The 19,151-nt window shown below is 37.6% G+C and carries 16 protein-coding genes; 2 read left to right on the forward strand and 14 right to left on the reverse strand.

Features of this window, described 5'->3' with window-relative positions:
• Positions 1 to 95: 95 nt before the first annotated feature.
• Positions 96 to 992, forward strand: coding sequence for a YitT family protein (locus tag IGL07_RS12450; protein WP_002365354.1), 897 nt, complete (start codon positions 96 to 98; stop codon positions 990 to 992).
• Positions 993 to 1,051: 59 nt separating this feature from the next.
• Here IGL07_RS12450 and IGL07_RS12455 read toward each other — a convergent pair whose 3' ends face one another.
• The gene (locus IGL07_RS12455) at positions 1,052 to 1,918 is read right to left on the reverse strand and encodes a helix-turn-helix domain-containing protein (RefSeq protein ID WP_002415662.1); all 867 of its coding nucleotides are present in this window, start codon (positions 1,916 to 1,918) and stop codon (positions 1,052 to 1,054) included.
• Positions 1,919 to 2,159: 241 nt separating this feature from the next.
• Here IGL07_RS12455 and IGL07_RS12460 point away from each other — a divergent pair, with 241 nt between their 5' ends.
• Positions 2,160 to 3,662: an ATP-binding cassette domain-containing protein gene (locus IGL07_RS12460; RefSeq protein WP_289855241.1), complete on the forward strand. Its 1,503-nt coding sequence runs from the start codon at positions 2,160 to 2,162 to the stop codon at positions 3,660 to 3,662.
• Between the two features lie 108 nt (positions 3,663 to 3,770).
• On the opposite strand, the gene IGL07_RS12465 is transcribed toward IGL07_RS12460, so the two are convergent.
• From IGL07_RS12465 to plsX, 13 genes are all read right to left on the reverse strand, one after another.
• Positions 3,771 to 4,169, reverse strand: coding sequence for a VOC family protein (locus IGL07_RS12465; protein ID WP_169062857.1), 399 nt, complete (start codon positions 4,167 to 4,169; stop codon positions 3,771 to 3,773).
• A gap of 119 nt (positions 4,170 to 4,288) precedes the next feature.
• The gene (locus IGL07_RS12470) at positions 4,289 to 4,774 is read right to left on the reverse strand and encodes a cupin domain-containing protein (RefSeq protein WP_010817690.1); all 486 of its coding nucleotides are present in this window, start codon (positions 4,772 to 4,774) and stop codon (positions 4,289 to 4,291) included.
• A gap of 159 nt (positions 4,775 to 4,933) precedes the next feature.
• Complete coding sequence (gene ftsY, locus IGL07_RS12475) at positions 4,934 to 6,262, reverse strand: signal recognition particle-docking protein FtsY (protein ID WP_195526209.1); 1,329 nt, start codon at positions 6,260 to 6,262, stop codon at positions 4,934 to 4,936.
• 2 nt (positions 6,263 to 6,264) lie between these two features.
• Positions 6,265 to 7,092, reverse strand: a complete 828-nt coding sequence (locus IGL07_RS12480) for a Cof-type HAD-IIB family hydrolase (protein ID WP_002359053.1) — start codon at positions 7,090 to 7,092, stop codon at positions 6,265 to 6,267.
• Positions 7,093 to 7,116: 24 nt separating this feature from the next.
• Positions 7,117 to 10,695, reverse strand: coding sequence for a chromosome segregation protein SMC (smc, locus tag IGL07_RS12485; protein WP_010817692.1), 3,579 nt, complete (start codon positions 10,693 to 10,695; stop codon positions 7,117 to 7,119).
• 20 nt (positions 10,696 to 10,715) lie between these two features.
• A complete protein-coding gene (rnc, locus tag IGL07_RS12490; protein WP_002354946.1) occupies positions 10,716 to 11,408 on the reverse strand; it encodes a ribonuclease III in 693 nt (230 codons plus the stop codon).
• A 329-nt stretch (positions 11,409 to 11,737) separates the two neighbouring features.
• Positions 11,738 to 13,516: an oligopeptide ABC transporter substrate-binding protein Opp2A gene (opp2A, locus tag IGL07_RS12495; RefSeq protein WP_002408275.1), complete on the reverse strand. Its 1,779-nt coding sequence runs from the start codon at positions 13,514 to 13,516 to the stop codon at positions 11,738 to 11,740.
• Positions 13,517 to 13,544: 28 nt separating this feature from the next.
• Positions 13,545 to 14,468 carry an oligopeptide ABC transporter permease Opp2C gene (gene opp2C / locus IGL07_RS12500; protein ID WP_002415659.1) on the reverse strand — a complete coding sequence of 308 codons (924 nt, stop codon included), beginning with the start codon at positions 14,466 to 14,468 and terminating at the stop codon, positions 13,545 to 13,547.
• Between the two features lie 27 nt (positions 14,469 to 14,495).
• Positions 14,496 to 15,458 carry an oligopeptide ABC transporter permease Opp2B gene (gene opp2B / locus IGL07_RS12505; RefSeq protein ID WP_002354943.1) on the reverse strand — a complete coding sequence of 321 codons (963 nt, stop codon included), beginning with the start codon at positions 15,456 to 15,458 and terminating at the stop codon, positions 14,496 to 14,498.
• On the reverse strand, positions 15,458 to 16,402 hold the full coding sequence (gene opp2F / locus IGL07_RS12510; RefSeq protein WP_002354942.1) for an oligopeptide ABC transporter ATP-binding protein Opp2F: 945 nt from the start codon (positions 16,400 to 16,402) through the stop codon (positions 15,458 to 15,460). The genes opp2B and opp2F overlap by 1 nt, the downstream gene beginning before the upstream one ends.
• Positions 16,402 to 17,442 carry an oligopeptide ABC transporter ATP-binding protein Opp2D gene (gene opp2D, locus IGL07_RS12515; RefSeq protein WP_002367425.1) on the reverse strand — a complete coding sequence of 347 codons (1,041 nt, stop codon included), beginning with the start codon at positions 17,440 to 17,442 and terminating at the stop codon, positions 16,402 to 16,404. The genes opp2F and opp2D overlap by 1 nt, the downstream gene beginning before the upstream one ends.
• A gap of 262 nt (positions 17,443 to 17,704) precedes the next feature.
• Positions 17,705 to 17,944 (reverse strand): acyl carrier protein, encoded by a 240-nt coding sequence (acpP, locus tag IGL07_RS12520; protein ID WP_002354939.1) that lies wholly within the window; start codon positions 17,942 to 17,944, stop codon positions 17,705 to 17,707.
• Between the two features lie 136 nt (positions 17,945 to 18,080).
• Positions 18,081 to 19,082 (reverse strand): phosphate acyltransferase PlsX, encoded by a 1,002-nt coding sequence (gene plsX, locus IGL07_RS12525; RefSeq protein WP_010817693.1) that lies wholly within the window; start codon positions 19,080 to 19,082, stop codon positions 18,081 to 18,083.
• Positions 19,083 to 19,151 lie beyond the last annotated feature (69 nt).

The raw sequence follows: 19,151 nt of genomic DNA on the forward strand, positions 1-19,151 counted from the left end.
AGAGTGTGGGACATAAGTCGATTAGGCTTGTCTCTCATGTTCTGTCTTTTTTTATGTCATCATTCACTAAACTAATAAATAATTGGAGGTATTTCATGAATAAATTTTTTACAGCCCAACGTTTAAAAGACACCGCCTATGTAACAGTCGGTGCATTCATTTTGGCCATTTCAATCAATGCGGTCTTATTGCCAAATAAACTTGTCGCAGGCGGAGCCAATGGCATTAGTATTGTTATTAATTATGTTTTCGGGATTAGTCCCGCCATTGTTCTTTACGCCATCAATATTCCTCTTTTAGTGCTTTGTTTCTTACTTCTTGGGAAAGAGGTCGGTGTCAAAACCATTTATGGCAGTCTTATTTATCCATTTTTTGTAGGAATTACTTCAGGGATGCCTGTTTTAACACATAATATTTTTCTAGCAGCATTATTTGGCGGTATTATTACAGGTGCTGGCCTAGGCTTGGTTTTCCGTGGCAATGCTTCAACTGGTGGGACAGCAATCATTTCACAAATTGTCAATAAATACTTCAAAGTTTCCTTGGGTATTGCTATTTTATTCGTCGATGGTTTAGTCATTTTATCAGCAATGTATGCTTTTAATGCAGATATTGTGTTATTCTCTTTAATTTGTTTATTTACAATTGGTCGTGTCGTTGACATGATTCAAGTTGGTCTGGTTCGCTCGAAGAATGTGATGATTATTTCACCAAAATATGTCGCTATTCAAGAACGCTTATTACGTGAACTAGATAAAGGTGTGACCTTGGTGCCAATCGAAGGCGGTTATCGAAGCGCGAAAGGCATGCTCTTAATGACTGTCATTCGTGAAAAAGATTTTCCCCGCTTAAAAGAAGCCATTCTTGAGATTGATGAAGAAGCCTTTTTGATTTCAATGAGTGCGAGTGAAGTCTACGGAAAAGGATTTAGCTTGAAAAAAGTAGCTGATTCTTATGGAGTTGAAGCAACTAACGCCAATAATTTACAATAGTTTTTTGTAGGAAAAGAGCCGCAAAATCTGTAGAGATTTTGCGGCTCTTAATTTATACTCTATTGTTCAGTCATCTTAAAAAATTCGATTTCTTTATTCAGTTCTTCGATTAATTCGTTTTCATCGGTTAATGTTAAGATTTTCATTCCTCGCTCTATTAGTACGCTATTTTTTTCACAAATTCCCATTCTAACAAAATAAACGCCTAAAAAGTCATATCGTTTTAAATCTAGTGCTAGTTGTTTCATTCGAAGCAAAACATTTTCACACTCAGCCATCTTACAATTTTTCAAATAAATGGTTGATAAATTAGTCAATATAGATATTTCAAGATCTTTAATTTTAGCATATGTACTGTATTTCTTTAAAGAATACAATAACTTATCGGATATGGCTTCGATTGTTTCAAGTGGGAAATAAAACAAAATACCATTAAGTAAGCGAATCTCATTATAATACCATACATCCATTTTCTCTAATCTAGTCCAAATTTGACTAATTAGCAGTTTCGATTTGCACACATTGCTACTCATTGATTCTAATTGGAAGGCTAACTGAGCTTTTAATAGCATCTGAATATCTTTGATATAATAATCATCCGTTATTTTTAAAAATTTTTCGCATCGTTTTAGTAAGTCCTTGATATTCACTTTGTCTGTATTATTTATTAAAGAATTGAATTCTTCAATGATACACTCTCTTTCCTGGGGCTGATAAACATTACATATATACTCGAACTCAGAAAAACTCATATTTATTTGTTGTAATAAATACTCCATAGTTTGATAACTGGGCATTATTTTACAATTTTCTAATTTGGATAAGGTTGTTCTGGATAATGCTTCATGACAAATTTTTTTCTGCGAAATACCTTTAGACTCTCTTACCTCCTTATAAACTTTCCCAAAATTCCATTTCACCACCATCACTCCTTTTTATAATACTTGTGACTAAAGTGTACAAACTAATTTTTTCTTAATTTTATTTGTTAACATAATTCTAATCAAAAATTCAGAAAAATACAAATATAGACTGGAGGTGATTAAATTTACCAATTTTTTGATAGACAATTTCACACTTTTAGACTATTCATAGAAAGGACATCCCACCTCGATGCTTAAATTTTTATTCAGTAAAAATCGAAAGTTATTCCTTGCTACATTTCTGATGACATTACTTTTCGCTACCTACAAACCGATTTTTTCGCTACTGATTTTATTCGACTCAAATTATATTAAACAAGAACAAACTTTACCTTTTTACATCTTAGTTTGTATCAACTTAGGAATTCTATTTAGTCTTGTTTTAATTAATTTAGGATCACAAATTGTTCAACAACATTTTTTTGCCAGTTCTTTTAAAAAAATGAATAATCAAATGTACCAAGCTTTGATTCGGTTACCGCTGGCTACTTTAATAAAAAAATATCCTACAGAAAAAGTTGTTAAAATAATGACGATTGACAATCCTTTTGTGATAAAAAAATATCTAGGTGCGCTAATTAGTTTGATTTATTTTATTTGTTCATTTTCTCTAGGTTCGCTATTAATTCTGACAATTAATTGGCATATTTGGCTCTATTTATTAGCCTTAACGTTGATCTCTTTTTTTACAACGAAACATTTTGTCAAAAAAATCGCTATACATCAAAAAAAATTTAATGATTCACAAGCTAATATTGTACAAACATTGCAAGATATTTTTGAAGACTTAGCAGTATTAAAAATTTTTTCTATTGGCAAACGTCTCTTTCCTCGTTTTTCTCAAAAAAACAAAGAAGCTGAAAAACATTTTTTCAAGAATAATTTTTTCCAATCAACGATAACAGTTATTAATGATACTTGTGGGTGGTTTATTCAAATTGGTTTGTTATTAATAGGTATTTTTTTAATTCGCCAGCAAGAATTGACTTTTCCCGAACTATTAGCGATAACACAATCTGTCGAAACAATTACTACTCCTATTTTTTGGCTCTCAACTGTATTAACAGAACTTTATTCTACAAAAGAGATTCGCAAAGTTAATGATGTCTTGCTTTCCACCGAACCTGAACTTCTTCATTCTTCTATAGTTCCCAAAACAATTTTATTTAATAGTGTTTTGATTACTTATGAAGAAAAAAATATTGGTCCGATTAATTTAGAATTATATTCAGGAAAAAAGTATATAATCATTGGTAAAAACGGAAGTGGAAAATCATCTTTCCTAAAATTATTGACACAAGAGATAAATCAGTATCAAGGAAAAATATTATTGAATCAACAACAAGAATTACGCACAGTCGACTTCTCGACAATGATTGGCTATGTTTCCCAAAAACCCAAGCTTTATGATGGGACAGTCGCGGAAAATATTACTTCTTTCAATAAACCTAATAAAGAGAAGTTACATGAAATTGGTAAAAAAGTTTTTGGTGCCAATTTTGAAATAATTTCCAATCAATCTACTGCCACAATCAGTGGTGGTGAGGCTATGTTAGTTTCCTTGGCTCGGGCGCTATATGAAAATCGTCCATTTTTATTGGTAGATGAACCAACTTCTTCAACAGATAAAGAAAATACTGAAAAAGTTTTATCCCTATTAGCTGAAAGTTCTAAAACAGTCCTTGCTGTTCTTCATCATGTAAACAATGATATTTCTAGTAAATTTGATGAAGTAATTCAAATGTAAAAGAATATACACCATTTTCAAAGTTAGACTTTTTAATCTAAGTTTGAAGAATGGCGTATATTTTTGTTTGATTATAATATTTTTTCTGTAGAGATTTTGCGGCTCTTTTTACATCTTCATCCAGACAGGTTCTAAGCTATTGCCATCCAAATCTTGCACTTCTAAGCCATACATTTGCTCTTCTGGTATTCCCATATCAACTCGGTAGCAGTTGCCTCCGTTAGCTTTGGCGGTTTCGCCAAACTGTTTTACGGCTTCGGTACTCTCTAAACTAAAGGAAATTAATGCTCCACTGGTTGTTTGCGCATCAATAATTTGCTTTTCTTGGATAAATTTTCCATAAAAGTCATGGTTCAACAACATAATCCAAAATTGATCATCCCACATCATCGAACTAGCTTCCTCTGTTGAAAATTCCTCGTTCTTTTTGAATCCAAGTTTTTCATAAAATGCTGTAGAACGTTGGACATCCGCTACTGGGAAGTTAACAAAAACCATTGTGCCCATGTGATTCATCCCTTTCTTTTAATCATCTACGACAGCTAACTGTGCGTTGCGACAAAATCAACAAGCTTGTTTGATTTATACTAGCATATTCATAAAAGAAATGTTACTAAAACGTTTTCTTAAGGTAATTCTCGATAAGCCAAGTGCTGAATGATTTCACTATGTTGTGGATAATCGTTTAACAATTCCGCTTGAGTAAATAACTCGAAGTCTTCAAACTCAAAGCCTGGTGTAACCACACAACTGACTAACGCAAATCCTGTCGCTACTGTAGAGCCAAAGATTGTGCCGGCAGGAACTGAGAACGAAAGCTGTTGTCCTTGAACTAAGTCTTTCCCTAACTGAACAGCTTGATACGTTCCATCAGGAAAAATACAGTGAACGGTTAACTGCTGACCATCGTGAAAAAACCATAATTCATCCGCTTTTAAACGATGAAAATGTGACGGACTTTCTGTATTTAATAGAAACAAAATCGCTGTATGCAACGCCCGTTCGCCTCGTTTGGTCGGAATCAATTGTTCACTTTTATTGGTTTGTTTAAAATAACCGCCCTCAGGATGCGCTTCTAATCCTAACTTCTCAATCCACATTTGTTCTGTCATCTTCTCCCTCACTCCTTCATTTTTTTCAGAAACAATTTAGGAAGAACTTAGAACATCCGTCCTAATCCTAAAATAAACGGCGGGACAGGAGTAGCTTCTTCATTCTTGAAGCTAAATACTCCTGTCCCACGTTCTTCCCAAACCTGTTATTTTCTACAACTAAACATCTTTTAATAAGCCTTTAAATAAGCCCATTGCGAAATCGTTGGCATTAAATGGTTCTAAATCGTTAATGCCTTCACCTAGACCAACTAATTTCACTGGCAAGTGTAATTCATTCCGAATAGCAATGACAATACCACCTTTGGCTGTTCCGTCTAGTTTGGTTAAAACTAAGCCAGTGACATCGGTTGTTTCTTTGAACTGTTTGGCTTGTGTCATCGCATTTTGCCCAGTAGTTGCGTCCACGACTAAGAGAACTTCGTGAGGCGCATCTGGAATTTCTCGTTGGATGACTCGTTTAATTTTTTCTAATTCCTTCATTAAGTTGACTTTATTTTGTAAACGACCTGCTGTATCCACTAGCAAAACATCAGCCTGTTCTGCTTTGGCACGTTCCACTGCATCGAAAACGACCGCTGCTGGGTCGCCGCCAGCATTCCCACGTACAACTTCAACTCCAGCCCGTTCACCCCAAACAACTAATTGATCGATGGCGCCCGCTCGGAACGTATCGGCAGCGGCCATTAAAACTTTCTTTCCTTCCAACTTGTATTGATGGGCTAATTTACCAATGCTGGTTGTTTTACCAACTCCATTAACACCGACAAATAAAATCACGGTTAAGCCATTTGGCTGTAAGTTAATTGCATTATTTTCATTAATTCCTGCTTCTTCATACAAATCAACCATTTTTTCAATGATGGTATTTTGAACTTGAGCTGGTTTTTTCACGTTTCGCAGTTTCACTTCTTGTCGCAAGGCTTCTGTAATTTTTAAGGATGTATCAAAGCCTACGTCTGCACCAATTAACGTCTCTTCTAATTCTTCAAAGAAATCTTCATCGACGCTTCGGAAATTAGCAAACAATTCGTTCAACCGTTGACCAAATGTTTTACGCGTTTTTTCCAAGCCTTTTTCATATTTTTCTTGGACCTGCTCTTCTTTTGACTCTTCAATTTCTTCTGAAACCTGCGTGTCTGTTGGTTCTGCCAACGGAGTTACGACACTACTTTCTTCCTCAGGCGCTTCCACAACAACTTCTTGTGTTTCCTCTGTCAGGATTTCTTCTGGCTCTTCTTCTAACGCTTCTCCTACGCCAGCTAATTTTTCCATTTCAGCGTTATCTGTTAAATCGGCTGTTTCTGTGACTTCTTCCGCTGTCGTTTCTGGCGTTATTTGCGCCTCTTCTGTTGCGGTTTCTTTTGATTCAGCAGGCGCTGATTCATCACTAGGTGTTTCGTCTACTGTTTCTTCAATTATCTCTTGTTTTTCTTCTTCCTTTTTTTCAGCGGAAAAAGCTTTTTTAATTTTATCAAAAAATCCCATTCTTATTGGCCTCCTTCCAACGGCGTTAAAATATATTTTTCGACCGCTTTGGCAACGCCATCTTGGTCATTCGTGTCTGTAACGACATCTGCGGCTTCTTTAACTAATGGAATCGCATTTGCCATGGCGACACCTAAGCCAGCGTATTCGATCATCGGTAAATCGTTTTCTTCGTCCCCTAGGGTCATGATTTCTTCTGCACGGATTCCTAAATCTTTGGCTAACAAGGAAATACCATAGGCTTTCGTAATCCCTTTTGGCATAAATTCTAATAAGTTATTTCGCGTTTTAATAATTTCAAAGCGCTCATAAAAAGAGGCTGGAATTTCCTTGATGCGTTCATTTAAATACGCTTCATCAATCGCAACAACAACTTTATTATAAATTCGATTCGGGGTTAACTCTTCTAATTTGTAGGACTCAAAGGTTAATAATTTGTTTAGAGAACTATAAATTGAAGGATAATTTGGGGCAGAAGGCAGTTGCATCACGACCTCATCGGATAAGACATCAAACGGCATGTTGAGTGTGGTTGCTAATTGGTATAGCTCATGAATCGCTTCCAAGGGCATCAATGTTTTCTCAATAATGGCCCCTGTATCATTTTTTTGAACCAATCCGCCGTTAAAAGTAATGCTATAATCGCCTTCATCTTGTAAACCTAATTCTTCTAAGTAAGGACCAATAGCTGCCAAAGGTCGACCTGTGCAGATAACAACTTTCACGCCTGCTTGTTTCGCAGCCATCAGTGCTTGTTTATTCCGTAAAGAAATCTCTTTTTGGCTATTTAATAATGTTCCATCTAAATCAATAGCAACTAATTTTATCAAACGTTCGCTCCTCCTTGCTTCTGGCTAATTGCTTTTTTCAATTGCGCCACCTTCTTTGACCTCTTCCAAGCGAACTGAAACGATTTTTGAAACCCCAGATTCTTGCATAGTCACGCCATATAAAACATCTGCGGCTTCCATTGTCCCTTTACGATGCGTCACCACAATAAACTGTGTGCCATCTTCAAATTCGCTTAAATAATGGCCAAAACGAGCAACGTTGGCTTCATCTAAAGCTGCTTCTACTTCATCTAAAATACAGAACGGAACTGGTCGAACACGAATAATTGAAAATAGTAACGCAATCGCCGTTAATGCCCGTTCGCCTCCAGACAACAAGCTTAAATGTTGTAATTTTTTCCCTGGTGGTTGCGCCTCAATCTCAATCCCTGTATTCAAGAGATCCTCTGGGTTAGTTAGCACCAGTTCTGCCCGTCCGCCACCAAACATATTAGGAAACACCACTTTAAACTGGGCACGAATTGCTTCAAAGACTTCTTTAAACCGTTCTTTCACTTCTTGGTCCATTTCATCCATGGTTTCAAATAATTGTTCTTTCGCATTTAATAAATCATCTCGTTGACTGACTAAAAATTGATGGCGTTCATCGACTTGTTCAAATTGCTCGATGGCACTTAAGTTAACAGGTCCTAACCGCTCAATTTCTTGTTTTAGGCGCTTCACTGTTTGTTGCGCTTGCGCCAAATCATCGATTGGGAAATACGCTTCATAGGCAGCTTCAAAGGTTAAGCTGTATTCTTCCTGTAAGTAACTTAATGAGCTATCTAATTGCATTTCTGCACGATTTTTTAGGACTTCGATTTGTGTTTTATCTGCTAAATACTGTTGTTGGCGTTTGTTTTCTTCCGCTAATTTTGTATCTAACTCGTCTACTTCTTCTTGCAACGCTTGTCGTTGACTGCGTGCCGTTTGTAAAGACGTTTGCAACGCTGTTTGTTTCTCCGCTAATTGCGCGACTTGTGCCGCTAAGCCTTCTTCGGTTAACTGGTGATCGCTAGAATGGCTACTTAATTGTTGTAGCTGTTGACGGATGGCCGTTTCTCGAATCAACAATTCGTCCAATTGTTCTTGTTTGTCTTGTTTTTGACGAGCAAAATGGGCACATTGTTCCGCCGCTACTGCTTGTTCTGCTTGAACTGTCGTCAAGCGTTCTTGCGCTTGGGCTTTAAAGGTTTCCATTTGGCTAGCTTCTTGTTCCACTTGTTTCATTTCAGCATCTAAACGTTCTTTCGTTGCCGTTAAGTTTGCTTGTTGCTCTGTCAATTTGGCTTTTTTCGTTTGATATTCGGTTAAGAATTGATGCAATTCCCGTGATTCATATTCAAACAAACGTTTTTCTTTTGTTAAACGAGTAATCGTTTCTGTTTGATTGGCTAATTTATTATCAATTTCTTGTTGTTTTAAACGATTTTGTTCACCAGCAGAGCGCAACATTTCTGCACGTTCCGTGGCTGTTTTCACTTCTTGCGAGAGCGCTTGGACTTCTTGTTCCACACTTCTTAGTTGTGTTTCTAATTGAGTCATTTGTTCAGTAATTGTTTGAAGTTCTTGCGCTTGTGAAAATAGGCTTCCTTGGTTGCCACGTTTATTGGCTCCCCCAGTCATCGAACCGCCAGGATTCATCACATCGCCTTCCAATGAGACAACACGATATTGGTAATTGACTAATTTTGCTAACTGGTTGGCACTCGTTAAATCTGCCGCTAAAATCGTGACGCCTAAGAGATTTTGAATAACGGTTTGTACTTGTTCTGGATAACGAACTAATTCACTGGCAATCCCCACGAAGCCCGGTGCACCAGCCAAACGATTCTGAACCATCGCCGATACAGAGCGCGGCTTAATGGTAGTCAATGGTAAAAAGGTTGCCCGGCCACTGTGTTGTTGTTTTAAGAAGGTAATGCCTGCTCGACCATCTTTCTCATTTTCCACAACAATATGTTGCGCCGCACCACCTAGGGCCGTTTCAATCGCCAACGTATATTCTTTAGGCACTTCAATTAACTCAGCCACTGCGCCAACAATCCCAGTTAATTGGTTTTTGTGACGCAATACAGCTTTCACGCCTTGATAGAAGCCAGCGTAATTTTCTTGAATTTCTTGCAAACTTTTTTGGCGTGCCTTCGCTTGTTGCACTTGATTCATCGCTTGGTACATATCGTTTTGACGCTGTGCTAATCGTTCACGTTTGGCTTCAAGCGTTGCTTTCAACGCAGTGTATTCTTCCAGCTGTTCTTGTAAGCCTTGTTTTGCGACTTTTTGCTCTTTTTCTAGCGTTTCTTTCATTGCAAGAGCTTCAACCATCTGTTCTTCTAGCGCTTCGTGTTTTGCTAGCGATTGTTGATTTTTAGCTGTTTCTTGTTGATATTGTCGTTCTAAATATTTTAAGTCATTGGCTGTATTGGCTTGTTCTTGCATGACTTCCACATACTGACTGCGCAATTCTTCCATCAATTCTTTAGAAGACTTACTATATTTTTCCACATCTTTCGTTGCCAAAGCCAATGCTTCTTTTAACGTCTGACGTTGTGCCGTTTTTTCTGCGATTGCTGTTTCCAGCGTCTGCAATTCTTCTCGATAACGAACAATTTTTTCGGCCGTTTCTGCCAATGTCTCTTCGTATTCGCTTGCCGTTTGGGAGGTGTGTTTGGAACGTTCAATTAAAACATTTTTTTGTCCTTCTGCTTGTTTCAACGCTTCTGTCACTTGTAATAATTGTTGTTGTTCCGTTTCAATTTGTTCATCTAAACGATTGCGCTTGCTGCGTAAACGTACCAATTTGCCTTCTAAGTCATGGACTTGCTTACTTGCGCCAGCTAACTTTTCTTCAATGGCTGTTAATTCTTGCGTTTTCGTTTCCCAAATAGCTTTTGCTTCTTGAATTTCGGTCACAGTTAAATTGACATCAATTTCGGTAAGTTCTTCTTTCAAAGCTAAATACTTTTTAGCCGCATCTGCTTGGACGGCTAGAGGAACTAATTGGTCTTCCAACTCGTAAATGATATCTTGGACACGGCTTAAGTTGTCCTCGGTTTCGAAAAGCTTTTGTTCAGCTTTTTTCTTTCGTTGTTTGTATTTTAAAACGCCCGCTGCTTCTTCAAAAATCCCTCGACGGTCTTCAGGTTTACTATTAAAAATCGCTTCAACTTTCCCTTGTGAAATAATTGAAAAAGATTCTTTGCCTAACCCTGAATCCATAAATAAATCTTGAATATCTTTTAAACGGCACGCTTGTTTATTAATAAAAAAGTCACTTTCGCCCGTTCGTTTTAAACGACGGGTGACACTAATCTCACTATAATCCAATGCTAAATAATGGTCGCTGTTGTCTAACGTCACGGTAACTTCCGCAATATTTAGCGGCTTACGACCTTCCGAACCGGCAAAGATAATGTCGTTCATTTTGCCCCCGCGAAGGTTTTTCGCAGATTGTTCACCTAATACCCAGCGAACGGCTTCCGTGATATTACTTTTCCCACTTCCATTCGGACCAACCACTGCTGTCACATCATCTTCAAATTCAATAATGGTTTTATCTGCAAATGATTTAAATCCTGTAATTTCAATTCGTTTTAAATACACGAATATTGCTCCTTCCAGCCTTACTGAGGAATACTTTTCAGTGCCCGCTCAGCGGCATCCTGTTCAGCTAACTTCTTCGATTTTCCTTGGCCTAACCCAATGAGTTCACCATTCATGTAAACTTCAGTGAAAAAGGTGCGGTCATGAGCAGGGCCTTCTTCTTTAATTAAGCGATATTCAATTGAAACATCGCCTTTGCGTTGTAAAACTTCTTGTAATTGTGTTTTGTGATCCATCTCATGTGAAAAAGCACCGGCATCAATTTTCGGAAAAATAACGTCTTCAATAAATTTCTTGGCTGCACCAACTTTTTGGTCTAAGTAGAGGGCACCTAAAAAGGCTTCAAATAAGTCACATAATAATGATGCACGTGTTCGTCCGCCCGATGCTTCTTCTCCTTTACCTAATAAAATGTAGTTGTCGAAGTGACATTCTTTCGCAAATTTGGCTAAACTATCTTCCCGAACGATGGCTGCGCGCATCTTCGTTAATTTTCCTTCTGGAAGTTCTGGGAATTTTAAATACAAATATTGTGAAACAATTAATTCTAAAACTGCATCTCCTAAAAATTCAAGACGTTCATTATCGGATAATTTTAAATAGCGATGCTCATTCACATAGGATGAATGAGTAAAAGCTTGCTCTAATAGATTGACATCATGGAAAACAATGCCGTAACGTTCTTTTAACTCTGTTGTTAACTGATTGTCCATTCTCCACATTCCTTTACATTTATTTACACCTTGTTTCATTATACTTTTTTTTTCACTTTTTTTAAATGGTTCTATTCAGAAAAAGCCTGTTATTCACTGTGTTCTCATTATTTTTTAGAAAAAAATAAATAAATAGAGCTATGACTGAGATAAAAGCGTTTGTTTACGTAAGAGATAGAAAGAGCGTGGGACAAAAATCACTTTGGATTTTTGCGCCACGCTCAAAAACTGATAAACGGCGGGAACAGAAGCAACTCCTCCTTATTTCTCGGAGTTAAACACTTCTGTCCCGACCTCGTTCTATCTCTATTAAATCAGCGGAACGTTGTTTAACGTTTTTCCGCAGTGACACCCACCGTTGCCCATGGATTATCTTTCGTATCAACTGCCCAAGTAAAGTCAACTACACGGTCGTTGACAGGCAAGACTTCATTTCTGTAAAGCGTTGGGATTACAAACGCTTCATCAATGGCATACTCTTGCCAATCGTAGAAGGCTTTTTTACGTTTTTCTTCATCAAATGATGCTTTTGAATCAATCGCATCAAGTAATTTAGTATTTTCTTCTGACTCAAAACGTGTATAGTTAAAGGCTGAGTTTGGACCATATAAGCCGGTTGGTGAAGGATCTGAACCTGTGCCCCACGCGCCTTGATAGATATCTACTTCTGGGTCATCATTTTTCAATTTATCATAGAATGCTTGGAAATCAATTAAGCGTCCTGTTGTATACGTTACGTTTAAGCCAATTTCTTTCCATTGTTGGACATAGTAATCAGCAAGTGGTTGTGCAGTTTCGCCGCCTGACATTGAAGCAAACTTGATTTCTAGTGGTTTGCCTTCTTTGTCTTCGCGAATGCCATCGCCGTCTACGTCTTTATAACCAGCATCGTCTAATAATTTTTTCGCTTTGTCTAAATCAAGCGTATAGCCTTTCGCTTCGCTATCATGCAAGCTCTTGAAGACTGGTGGAATTAACGTTGTTGCCCCTGTTCGTAAGCCGTTGTAGAATTTTTGGCCGACTGCATCATTGTCAATTGCATAGCCCATGGCTTGACGTAAGCTTTTATCTGCCATTTTAGCTTTTGGATTGTATTTCACTGTATTGGTTTCTTTGTCAAACGTACCCATTTTAAAGCCAATATACGTGTAGGCTTGTTCGGGACGTCCTAAGATTTGATATCCTTCTGTATCTTTGTATGTTGGATACGTATCTGTTGGCATTGATAATGCAATATCGTATTGTTTCGCTTTCATTGCTTCTACAATGCTCGCAGAAGGAACAGATTTGAACACTAATTTATCTAATTTAGGTTTGCCACCGTAGTAGTACTCATTTGGTAGGTATTCAACAGATTCACCTGTCACAATATTACTCATGTAGTATGGTCCAATAGTTACAGGGTTTTTACGAACTGCATCGCTTGATTCCATGTCTTTAACAGCAATTCCTTCAAAGGCATGTTTTGGTAAAACTGAACCCCAAACACCGCCACCTAATTGTTGCATTCCTGGGTGAACTTCTTTGTAAGTGATTTTAACTTCTTTATCATTGACTTTTTCTATGCCAGAAATGGTTGGTGATTTACCATCATGGTAGTCTTCCATGCCAACAATATTCGTAAAGTTATCATCATAACGAATCCCTGTATAGTCTTTATGACCAATGACTTCATAAGAGAAAATCACGTCATCTGCCGTCACATCTTTACCGTCAGACCATTTTAAATTGTCACGTAATTTAATGGTTGCTGTATTGGCATCTTCATCTAATTTCAGATCCGCAGGACCCCCATCGACAATCTTAAAGTCTGCATCATTGTTAAATAATGGCTGTACCGTTGGAAGCATGTATTGTGCATCATAGTTGTCTTGATAAAATTCTTGCTGGAAAAGTCCTTGGAATTGTGTATCCATAACTACAGCGACATCTAATGTCCCGCCATCAATTGCTTTTTTATCATTTTTAACAGCGATTGGCATTTTTGAAATATCTTCTGTTTCCGTTGCTTTATTGCCCCCGCCTTTATTGCCGCCACCACATGCAGCTAACCCGAATACTAACACAGAAGCTAACGTGATTGCACCTAAAATCCGTTTCTTGTTCATCTCTTTTCCTCCCTCATTTTTTGGCTAATTAGCCTAATCGTTGTCGTGCATCTGCTGAGCGCTTAAATGCTTGTCCAACATAGTTTATACTTAACATCAAGACTAAAATTAGAATTGATGCAGGTAACCAAACCCATTGTTTATTGACTAATACATCCCCACTGCTGGCGTAGCCAATTAAGGTTCCTAAACTTGGGACACTTTGTGGTAACCCGAAGCCTAAGAAAGTTAACGTTGTTTCGATCCCGATATTGGCCGCGAAATTAATCGTTAAGTTCGTAATAATTAATGAACTTAAATTCGGCATAATTTCTCGAAACATAATTTTAAAATCGCTTGTTCCCATTGTCTTAGAGGCACTAACGTAATCTCGGCGCCCTTCAGATAACGTTTTACTGCGGAACAACCGCGCTTTTCCAACCCAATAAAACGCACACATAATCCAAATAAAGGACCAGATACTATATTTAGGAATCACGGAAACGAACACAATAATAATTAACATAATTGGCAAAATCATAATAAAATCCACGATACGCATCAAAACATTATCAATCATGCCCCCATAATAACCGGAAATAATCCCTAAACCGACCCCGATAATAGACGTAATAATCGTAATGGCAAAACCGATTAAAATCGAGTTCCTAGCCCCGATAATCAATTGTCCTAAAACATCACGACCCCCTTCATCGGCACCTAAAATGAACTTGGTGCCATTCATTGTAACGGTACCTGGTTCCGCATATTTATCTAAAATACTTACATGCATAACGGCACTTTGGTCTAACACTAACGAACCGATAAAAACGGCTAATAAGATAATAACCAAAAGGATTAAAGAAAACATCGCCATTTTTTCTTTGACGAATTCTCGCGCAATCATCCGAAAGCCCATTGGTGGAATACTTTCTTGTAAGACTTCTTCTCTTTTTTCTTCTGTCAATTCCATTTTTATCACCCTTTCTTCGTGTTTTTTCTACTGAATTCGAATTCTTGGATCAACAATACTCATTACAATATCAGAAATTAAGGTTCCGATAAGGGTTGCCAATCCCAAAATCAACACGAGAGCGGTAATAACGGAATAGTCACGTTGAATGATACTATCAATAAATAATTTTCCAATTCCTGGGAAAGCAAAAATCTTTTCAATAACGACTGATCCGGCAATCAAAGCAGTAATTTCATAACCTAATTGAGAGGCAATTGGTAATGCTGCATTTCTAAAAATGTGTCGATTAAAAATTTTATTCGTTGGCACTCCTTTTGAACGAGCAGTACGAACAAAGTCCATGTTTTTAACATCAATCACTTCACTGCGCAAATATTGAATAGTGACCGCTGTCCCTAGCAACGCTTGAGTGACCCCTGGTAAAATTAAATGCTTCAGTTTATCTAAATAATACGGCCACGTTCCCTCAGCCAAACCAACAGTCACGGTTCCACTCGTTGGGAACCAGTCTAAGCGATACCCAAAAATAAAGAGCATAATCAAGGCAAAGATGAATAATGGCACGGCAAAACTGAAGAAGTTGTAGATAACCACCATTTTGTCAAACCATGAATTTTGGTAACGGCCAGCAATTAAACCGAAAGGAATGGCGATTAAATACGTGATTATGACTGATACAGCAGCCAATGCAATCGTATTCCCCACCCGACCAGCAATGAGCGTGGACACAGGTAATTTAAAGATAAAACTATGCCCAAAATCTCCATGTAAGGCATTGCCAATCCAACGGAAATATTGTTCGTACCAAGGATCATTTAACCCGGCAGCTTCGCGCATGGCTTCAATCACTTTAGGGTCTTGGTTCGGATTAATCAATCCTGTAAACGGATCACCTGGCATCATTTTAGCCAACAGGAAAATCAAGACACTTAAAATAATCACTTGCGGAATCATCAATAACAAACGGCGTAAAATTGTTTTCCACATTATTCAGCACCTCCATTTTTTAACGCTACTTGGTGGGTTGGACTAATCGCATGTAAGTTATAAACCCGCCCATTTTCATCATAATAGTCTTTATGATTTTCCCGATACTCTTGCTCAACTCTTCTTCGTTCTTCTTTGTGAGCTTCTCGGTTCGCTACGTCAATTTTAGGAATTGCTGAAAGTAAGCGTTTGGTATAAATGTGTTGTGGATTAGTGTAAATATCTTGGCGTGTACCGATTTCAACAAAACGGCCTTTGTACATAATGGCAATGTTGTCACACATATGTTTAACTACGCCCAAATCATGGGAAATAAATAAGTAACTTAACCCATATTCCTGTTGAATGTTTTTCATAAAATTCAATACCTGTGCTTGCACAGATAAGTCCAGTGCTGAAACAGGTTCATCCGCAATAATTAATTTTGGGCTGGTAGCCACCGCTCGGGCGACGCCTAAACGTTGGCGTTGTCCACCAGAAAATTCATGAGGATATTTGTACAACGCATCTTCTGGCATCCCCACAATATCCAACAAACTTTTGACTTTTTTCTTTTCTTCTTGGTCACTTAACCGTTCAAAATTTCGAATTGGTTCGGCGATAATATCTAGTACTCGTTTTTTAGGGTTTAAACTTGACATTGAATCTTGGAAAATCATTTGGACATCTTTGTTGTATCCAATCGCTTTTCGACTTCGCGGCTTGGTTACATCTTGTCCTTGATAAATAATTTCACCATTTGTAATTTTTTCTAAACCAATAATTGCTTTTCCTGTCGTTGATTTTCCAGAACCCGATTCACCAACTAACCCATACGTTTTACCTTGTTCAATCATGAAGTCCACACCATCAACCGCCAAAACATGATCAGTGATTCGATTGAAGAAGCCGCTGCGAATTGGATAATGAACTTTTAAATCTTTAATTTGAATAATTTCTGTCATTACGCTTCCCCTTCCCCGTCTCTAAAATGAAAATGTTTATAACATGTACAACGAACATAATGATTCGGTGCAACTTCATGTAATGTTGGATTTTCTTCATGTTCCGATGCATCAATCCAAGGAATTCGTGGGGCAAACCGACAACCTTTTCTAGGTAATTTGGTTAACGAAGGAACAATCCCTTCAATCACATGAAGTTCTTCTTCATCTGAATTCTCTTGGGGAATGGACTGAAGTAAGGAACGTGTATATGGATGTTTCGGATGACTAAACAATTCTTCAGCAGTGGCTACTTCTACAAACTGACCCGCATACATAACCGCTACACGATCAGCCATTTCCGCAACTACACCTAAGTCATGGGTAATTAAAATAATGCCGCTCCCTGTTTCTTCTTGTAAATCTTTTAACAAATCGAGAATTTGTGCCTGAATGGTAACGTCTAAGGCCGTTGTTGGTTCATCTGCAATTAAAATCGGTGGTTTACACGCGATTGCAATGGCGATAATTACCCGTTGACGCATGCCGCCAGACAATTCATGAGGATACTGTTTCCCGACACGCTCTGGGTTGGGAATCCCCACTTGATCTAACAATTCAATGGCCCGTGCTTGTTTTTGTTGTGCGGTCATTTTGGTATGATACGTGAGACTTTCTTTAATTTGGTCTTCAATTCGCATGAGCGGATTCAGTGCAGACAACGGATCTTGGAAAATCATCCCAATATCGTTTCCTCTGACTTTGTTGTACAATGTTTCATTAAACGTAGTTAAGTTTAAATTGTTGTATAAAATTTCCCCAGTAATTTTGGTATGATTGGGATCATGTAAGCCCATAATCGTTGTTGCTAAGGTACTTTTTCCACAACCAGATTCTCCGACGATTGCCAGAATCTCATTTTTCTTCAATTCAAATGAAACATCATCGACGGCATTATAATAATCATCTTTGATTCTAAATGCTGTTTCTAATCCTGAAACCTCTAGTAATTGTTCATTTCCTTGCATCCATACGCACCCCTTACGTCCTTTCAAAAACATTATATAAATTAACTAATATTTAATGATAGCACTTTCTAATTTTTATCAATGTTAATTTACAGCTCATTGTTTTTTCATAATTTTATAGAATTATTCCATAAAAAGCAAGATAAAATAACTTTTTTCGCAGTTATTTTTTTACATGTATGATTTTTTTACAAAAATATGTGTAAAAATAGCCTTATTGCTTAATAAAATAACCATTATGTACGCAAAAAAAGTCGATCAACACGAATGTCAATCGACTTTGTCTTATTATTTTTTATGAATTACTCACAATATAATCTACAGCGGCACCAACTGTTTCAATTTTTTCTGCATCTTCATCTGAAATCTCTGTTCCAAATTCATCTTCAAGTTCTAAAACAAACTCCATTACGCTAATTGAGTCAGCGTTCAAATCATCTTTAATGTTTAATTGATCTGTTACTTGATCCGCTTCAATATCAAAGTGGTTTGAGATAATCTTCGCTACTTTTTGAAGTACTTCTTCACGAGTCAACTGTATTCACCTCCACTGCTTTTGAAAAAAGGTTCTTTCTTTTACTAAAACGCTAAGATACATTGTACTCACAATTTGGGTATTTGTCCATCTTTTTTTCATTTGAGTAACAAACTGATGTCAAGACAATTGCAAATTACTCTACTTTGCCTTCATAATATTCCACTAATTGTGGGACAACTTGGGTTTCTAACATTGTATGAATTTGACGAATGGTGTAGCGGACGGCATCAGGACCCGTAGCCCCATGCGTTTTAATGACTGGCGCTTTTAAGCCAAATAAAACCGCCCCCCCATGTTTTGAGTAGTCCATTTCGTCTTTCATGCCACGCAACGCATTCTTTAATAATAAGGCGCCCATTTTTCCTTTGACACCTTCAGAAAGAATCGCTGTTTTCAGCAAGCTCATCATGTTCATAGCTGTGCCTTCGATGGATTTTAAAACGGCATTCCCTGTGAAGCCATCTGTCACCACCACGTCAGCTATGCCATTTAATAATTCTCGTGCTTCAACGTTTCCGACAAAATTAATCGTTTCATCTGCTGCTAACAATTCGAAGGCTTTTTTCGTTAATTCACTGCCCTTTGTTTCCTCAGTTCCGTTATTTAATAGACCGACACGAGGATTCTGAACGTTCCGAACTTTTTCAGCATAGAATGAACCTAAAACGGCATACTGAACCAAATGTTCTGGTTTATTGTCTGCATTGGCTCCTAAATCTAACATGTCAAACCCTTTGTCTGGTTCTCCCATGACAGGTAAAGTTGACATCAAACCGGGCCGTTCCACATTTTTGATGCGGCCGACAATGAACAGCCCCGCTGCTAATAGCGCTCCGGTGTTGCCGGCAGAAAAAATCGCATCGGCTTCTCCATTTTTAACTGCTTGCGCTGCTAAAACCATGGAAGCAGTTTTCTTACGACGGATTGCCTTCACTGGCTCATCGTCACTAGCAATTTTTTCATCGGTATGAATAATCGTAATGTTTTTTTCATCGGTGATGTATTTTTTTATTTCGGCTTCTTTTCCATATAATTGAAATTCAATGTCTGGGAAGTCTTGTTTGGCTAGCATAACCCCTTCAACAATTGCTTGTGGGGCGTTATCTCCACCCATTGCATCTACAGCAATTTTCATGAGTGATTCCCTCCTACTTTTTTGTTTCCTAACAAGTATAACATATTTTTTTCAAAGAAATACGCATTG

It is taken from the genome of Enterococcus sp. DIV1368f, from assembly GCF_051712245.1.
Taxonomy (GTDB): domain Bacteria; phylum Bacillota; class Bacilli; order Lactobacillales; family Enterococcaceae; genus Enterococcus; species Enterococcus faecalis.

Bases quoted from the DNA above. Each gene is read 5' to 3' on its own strand.
- IGL07_RS12450 (WP_002365354.1), top strand. From the start codon at position 96: ATGAATAAATTTTTTACAGCCCAACGTTTAAAAGACACCGCCTATGTA.
- IGL07_RS12455 (WP_002415662.1), bottom strand. From the start codon at position 1,918: ATGGTGGTGAAATGGAATTTTGGGAAAGTTTATAAGGAGGTAAGAGAG.
- IGL07_RS12460 (WP_289855241.1), top strand. From the start codon at position 2,160: ATGACATTACTTTTCGCTACCTACAAACCGATTTTTTCGCTACTGATT.
- IGL07_RS12465 (WP_169062857.1), bottom strand. From the start codon at position 4,169: ATGGGCACAATGGTTTTTGTTAACTTCCCAGTAGCGGATGTCCAACGT.
- IGL07_RS12470 (WP_010817690.1), bottom strand. From the start codon at position 4,774: ATGACAGAACAAATGTGGATTGAGAAGTTAGGATTAGAAGCGCATCCT.
- ftsY (WP_195526209.1), bottom strand. From the start codon at position 6,262: ATGGGATTTTTTGATAAAATTAAAAAAGCTTTTTCCGCTGAAAAAAAG.
- rnc (WP_002354946.1), bottom strand. From the start codon at position 11,408: ATGGACAATCAGTTAACAACAGAGTTAAAAGAACGTTACGGCATTGTT.
- opp2A (WP_002408275.1), bottom strand. From the start codon at position 13,516: ATGAACAAGAAACGGATTTTAGGTGCAATCACGTTAGCTTCTGTGTTA.
- opp2C (WP_002415659.1), bottom strand. From the start codon at position 14,468: ATGGAATTGACAGAAGAAAAAAGAGAAGAAGTCTTACAAGAAAGTATT.
- opp2B (WP_002354943.1), bottom strand. From the start codon at position 15,458: ATGTGGAAAACAATTTTACGCCGTTTGTTATTGATGATTCCGCAAGTG.
- opp2F (WP_002354942.1), bottom strand. From the start codon at position 16,402: ATGACAGAAATTATTCAAATTAAAGATTTAAAAGTTCATTATCCAATT.
- opp2D (WP_002367425.1), bottom strand. From the start codon at position 17,442: ATGTTTTTGAAAGGACGTAAGGGGTGCGTATGGATGCAAGGAAATGAA.
- plsX (WP_010817693.1), bottom strand. From the start codon at position 19,082: ATGAAAATTGCTGTAGATGCAATGGGTGGAGATAACGCCCCACAAGCA.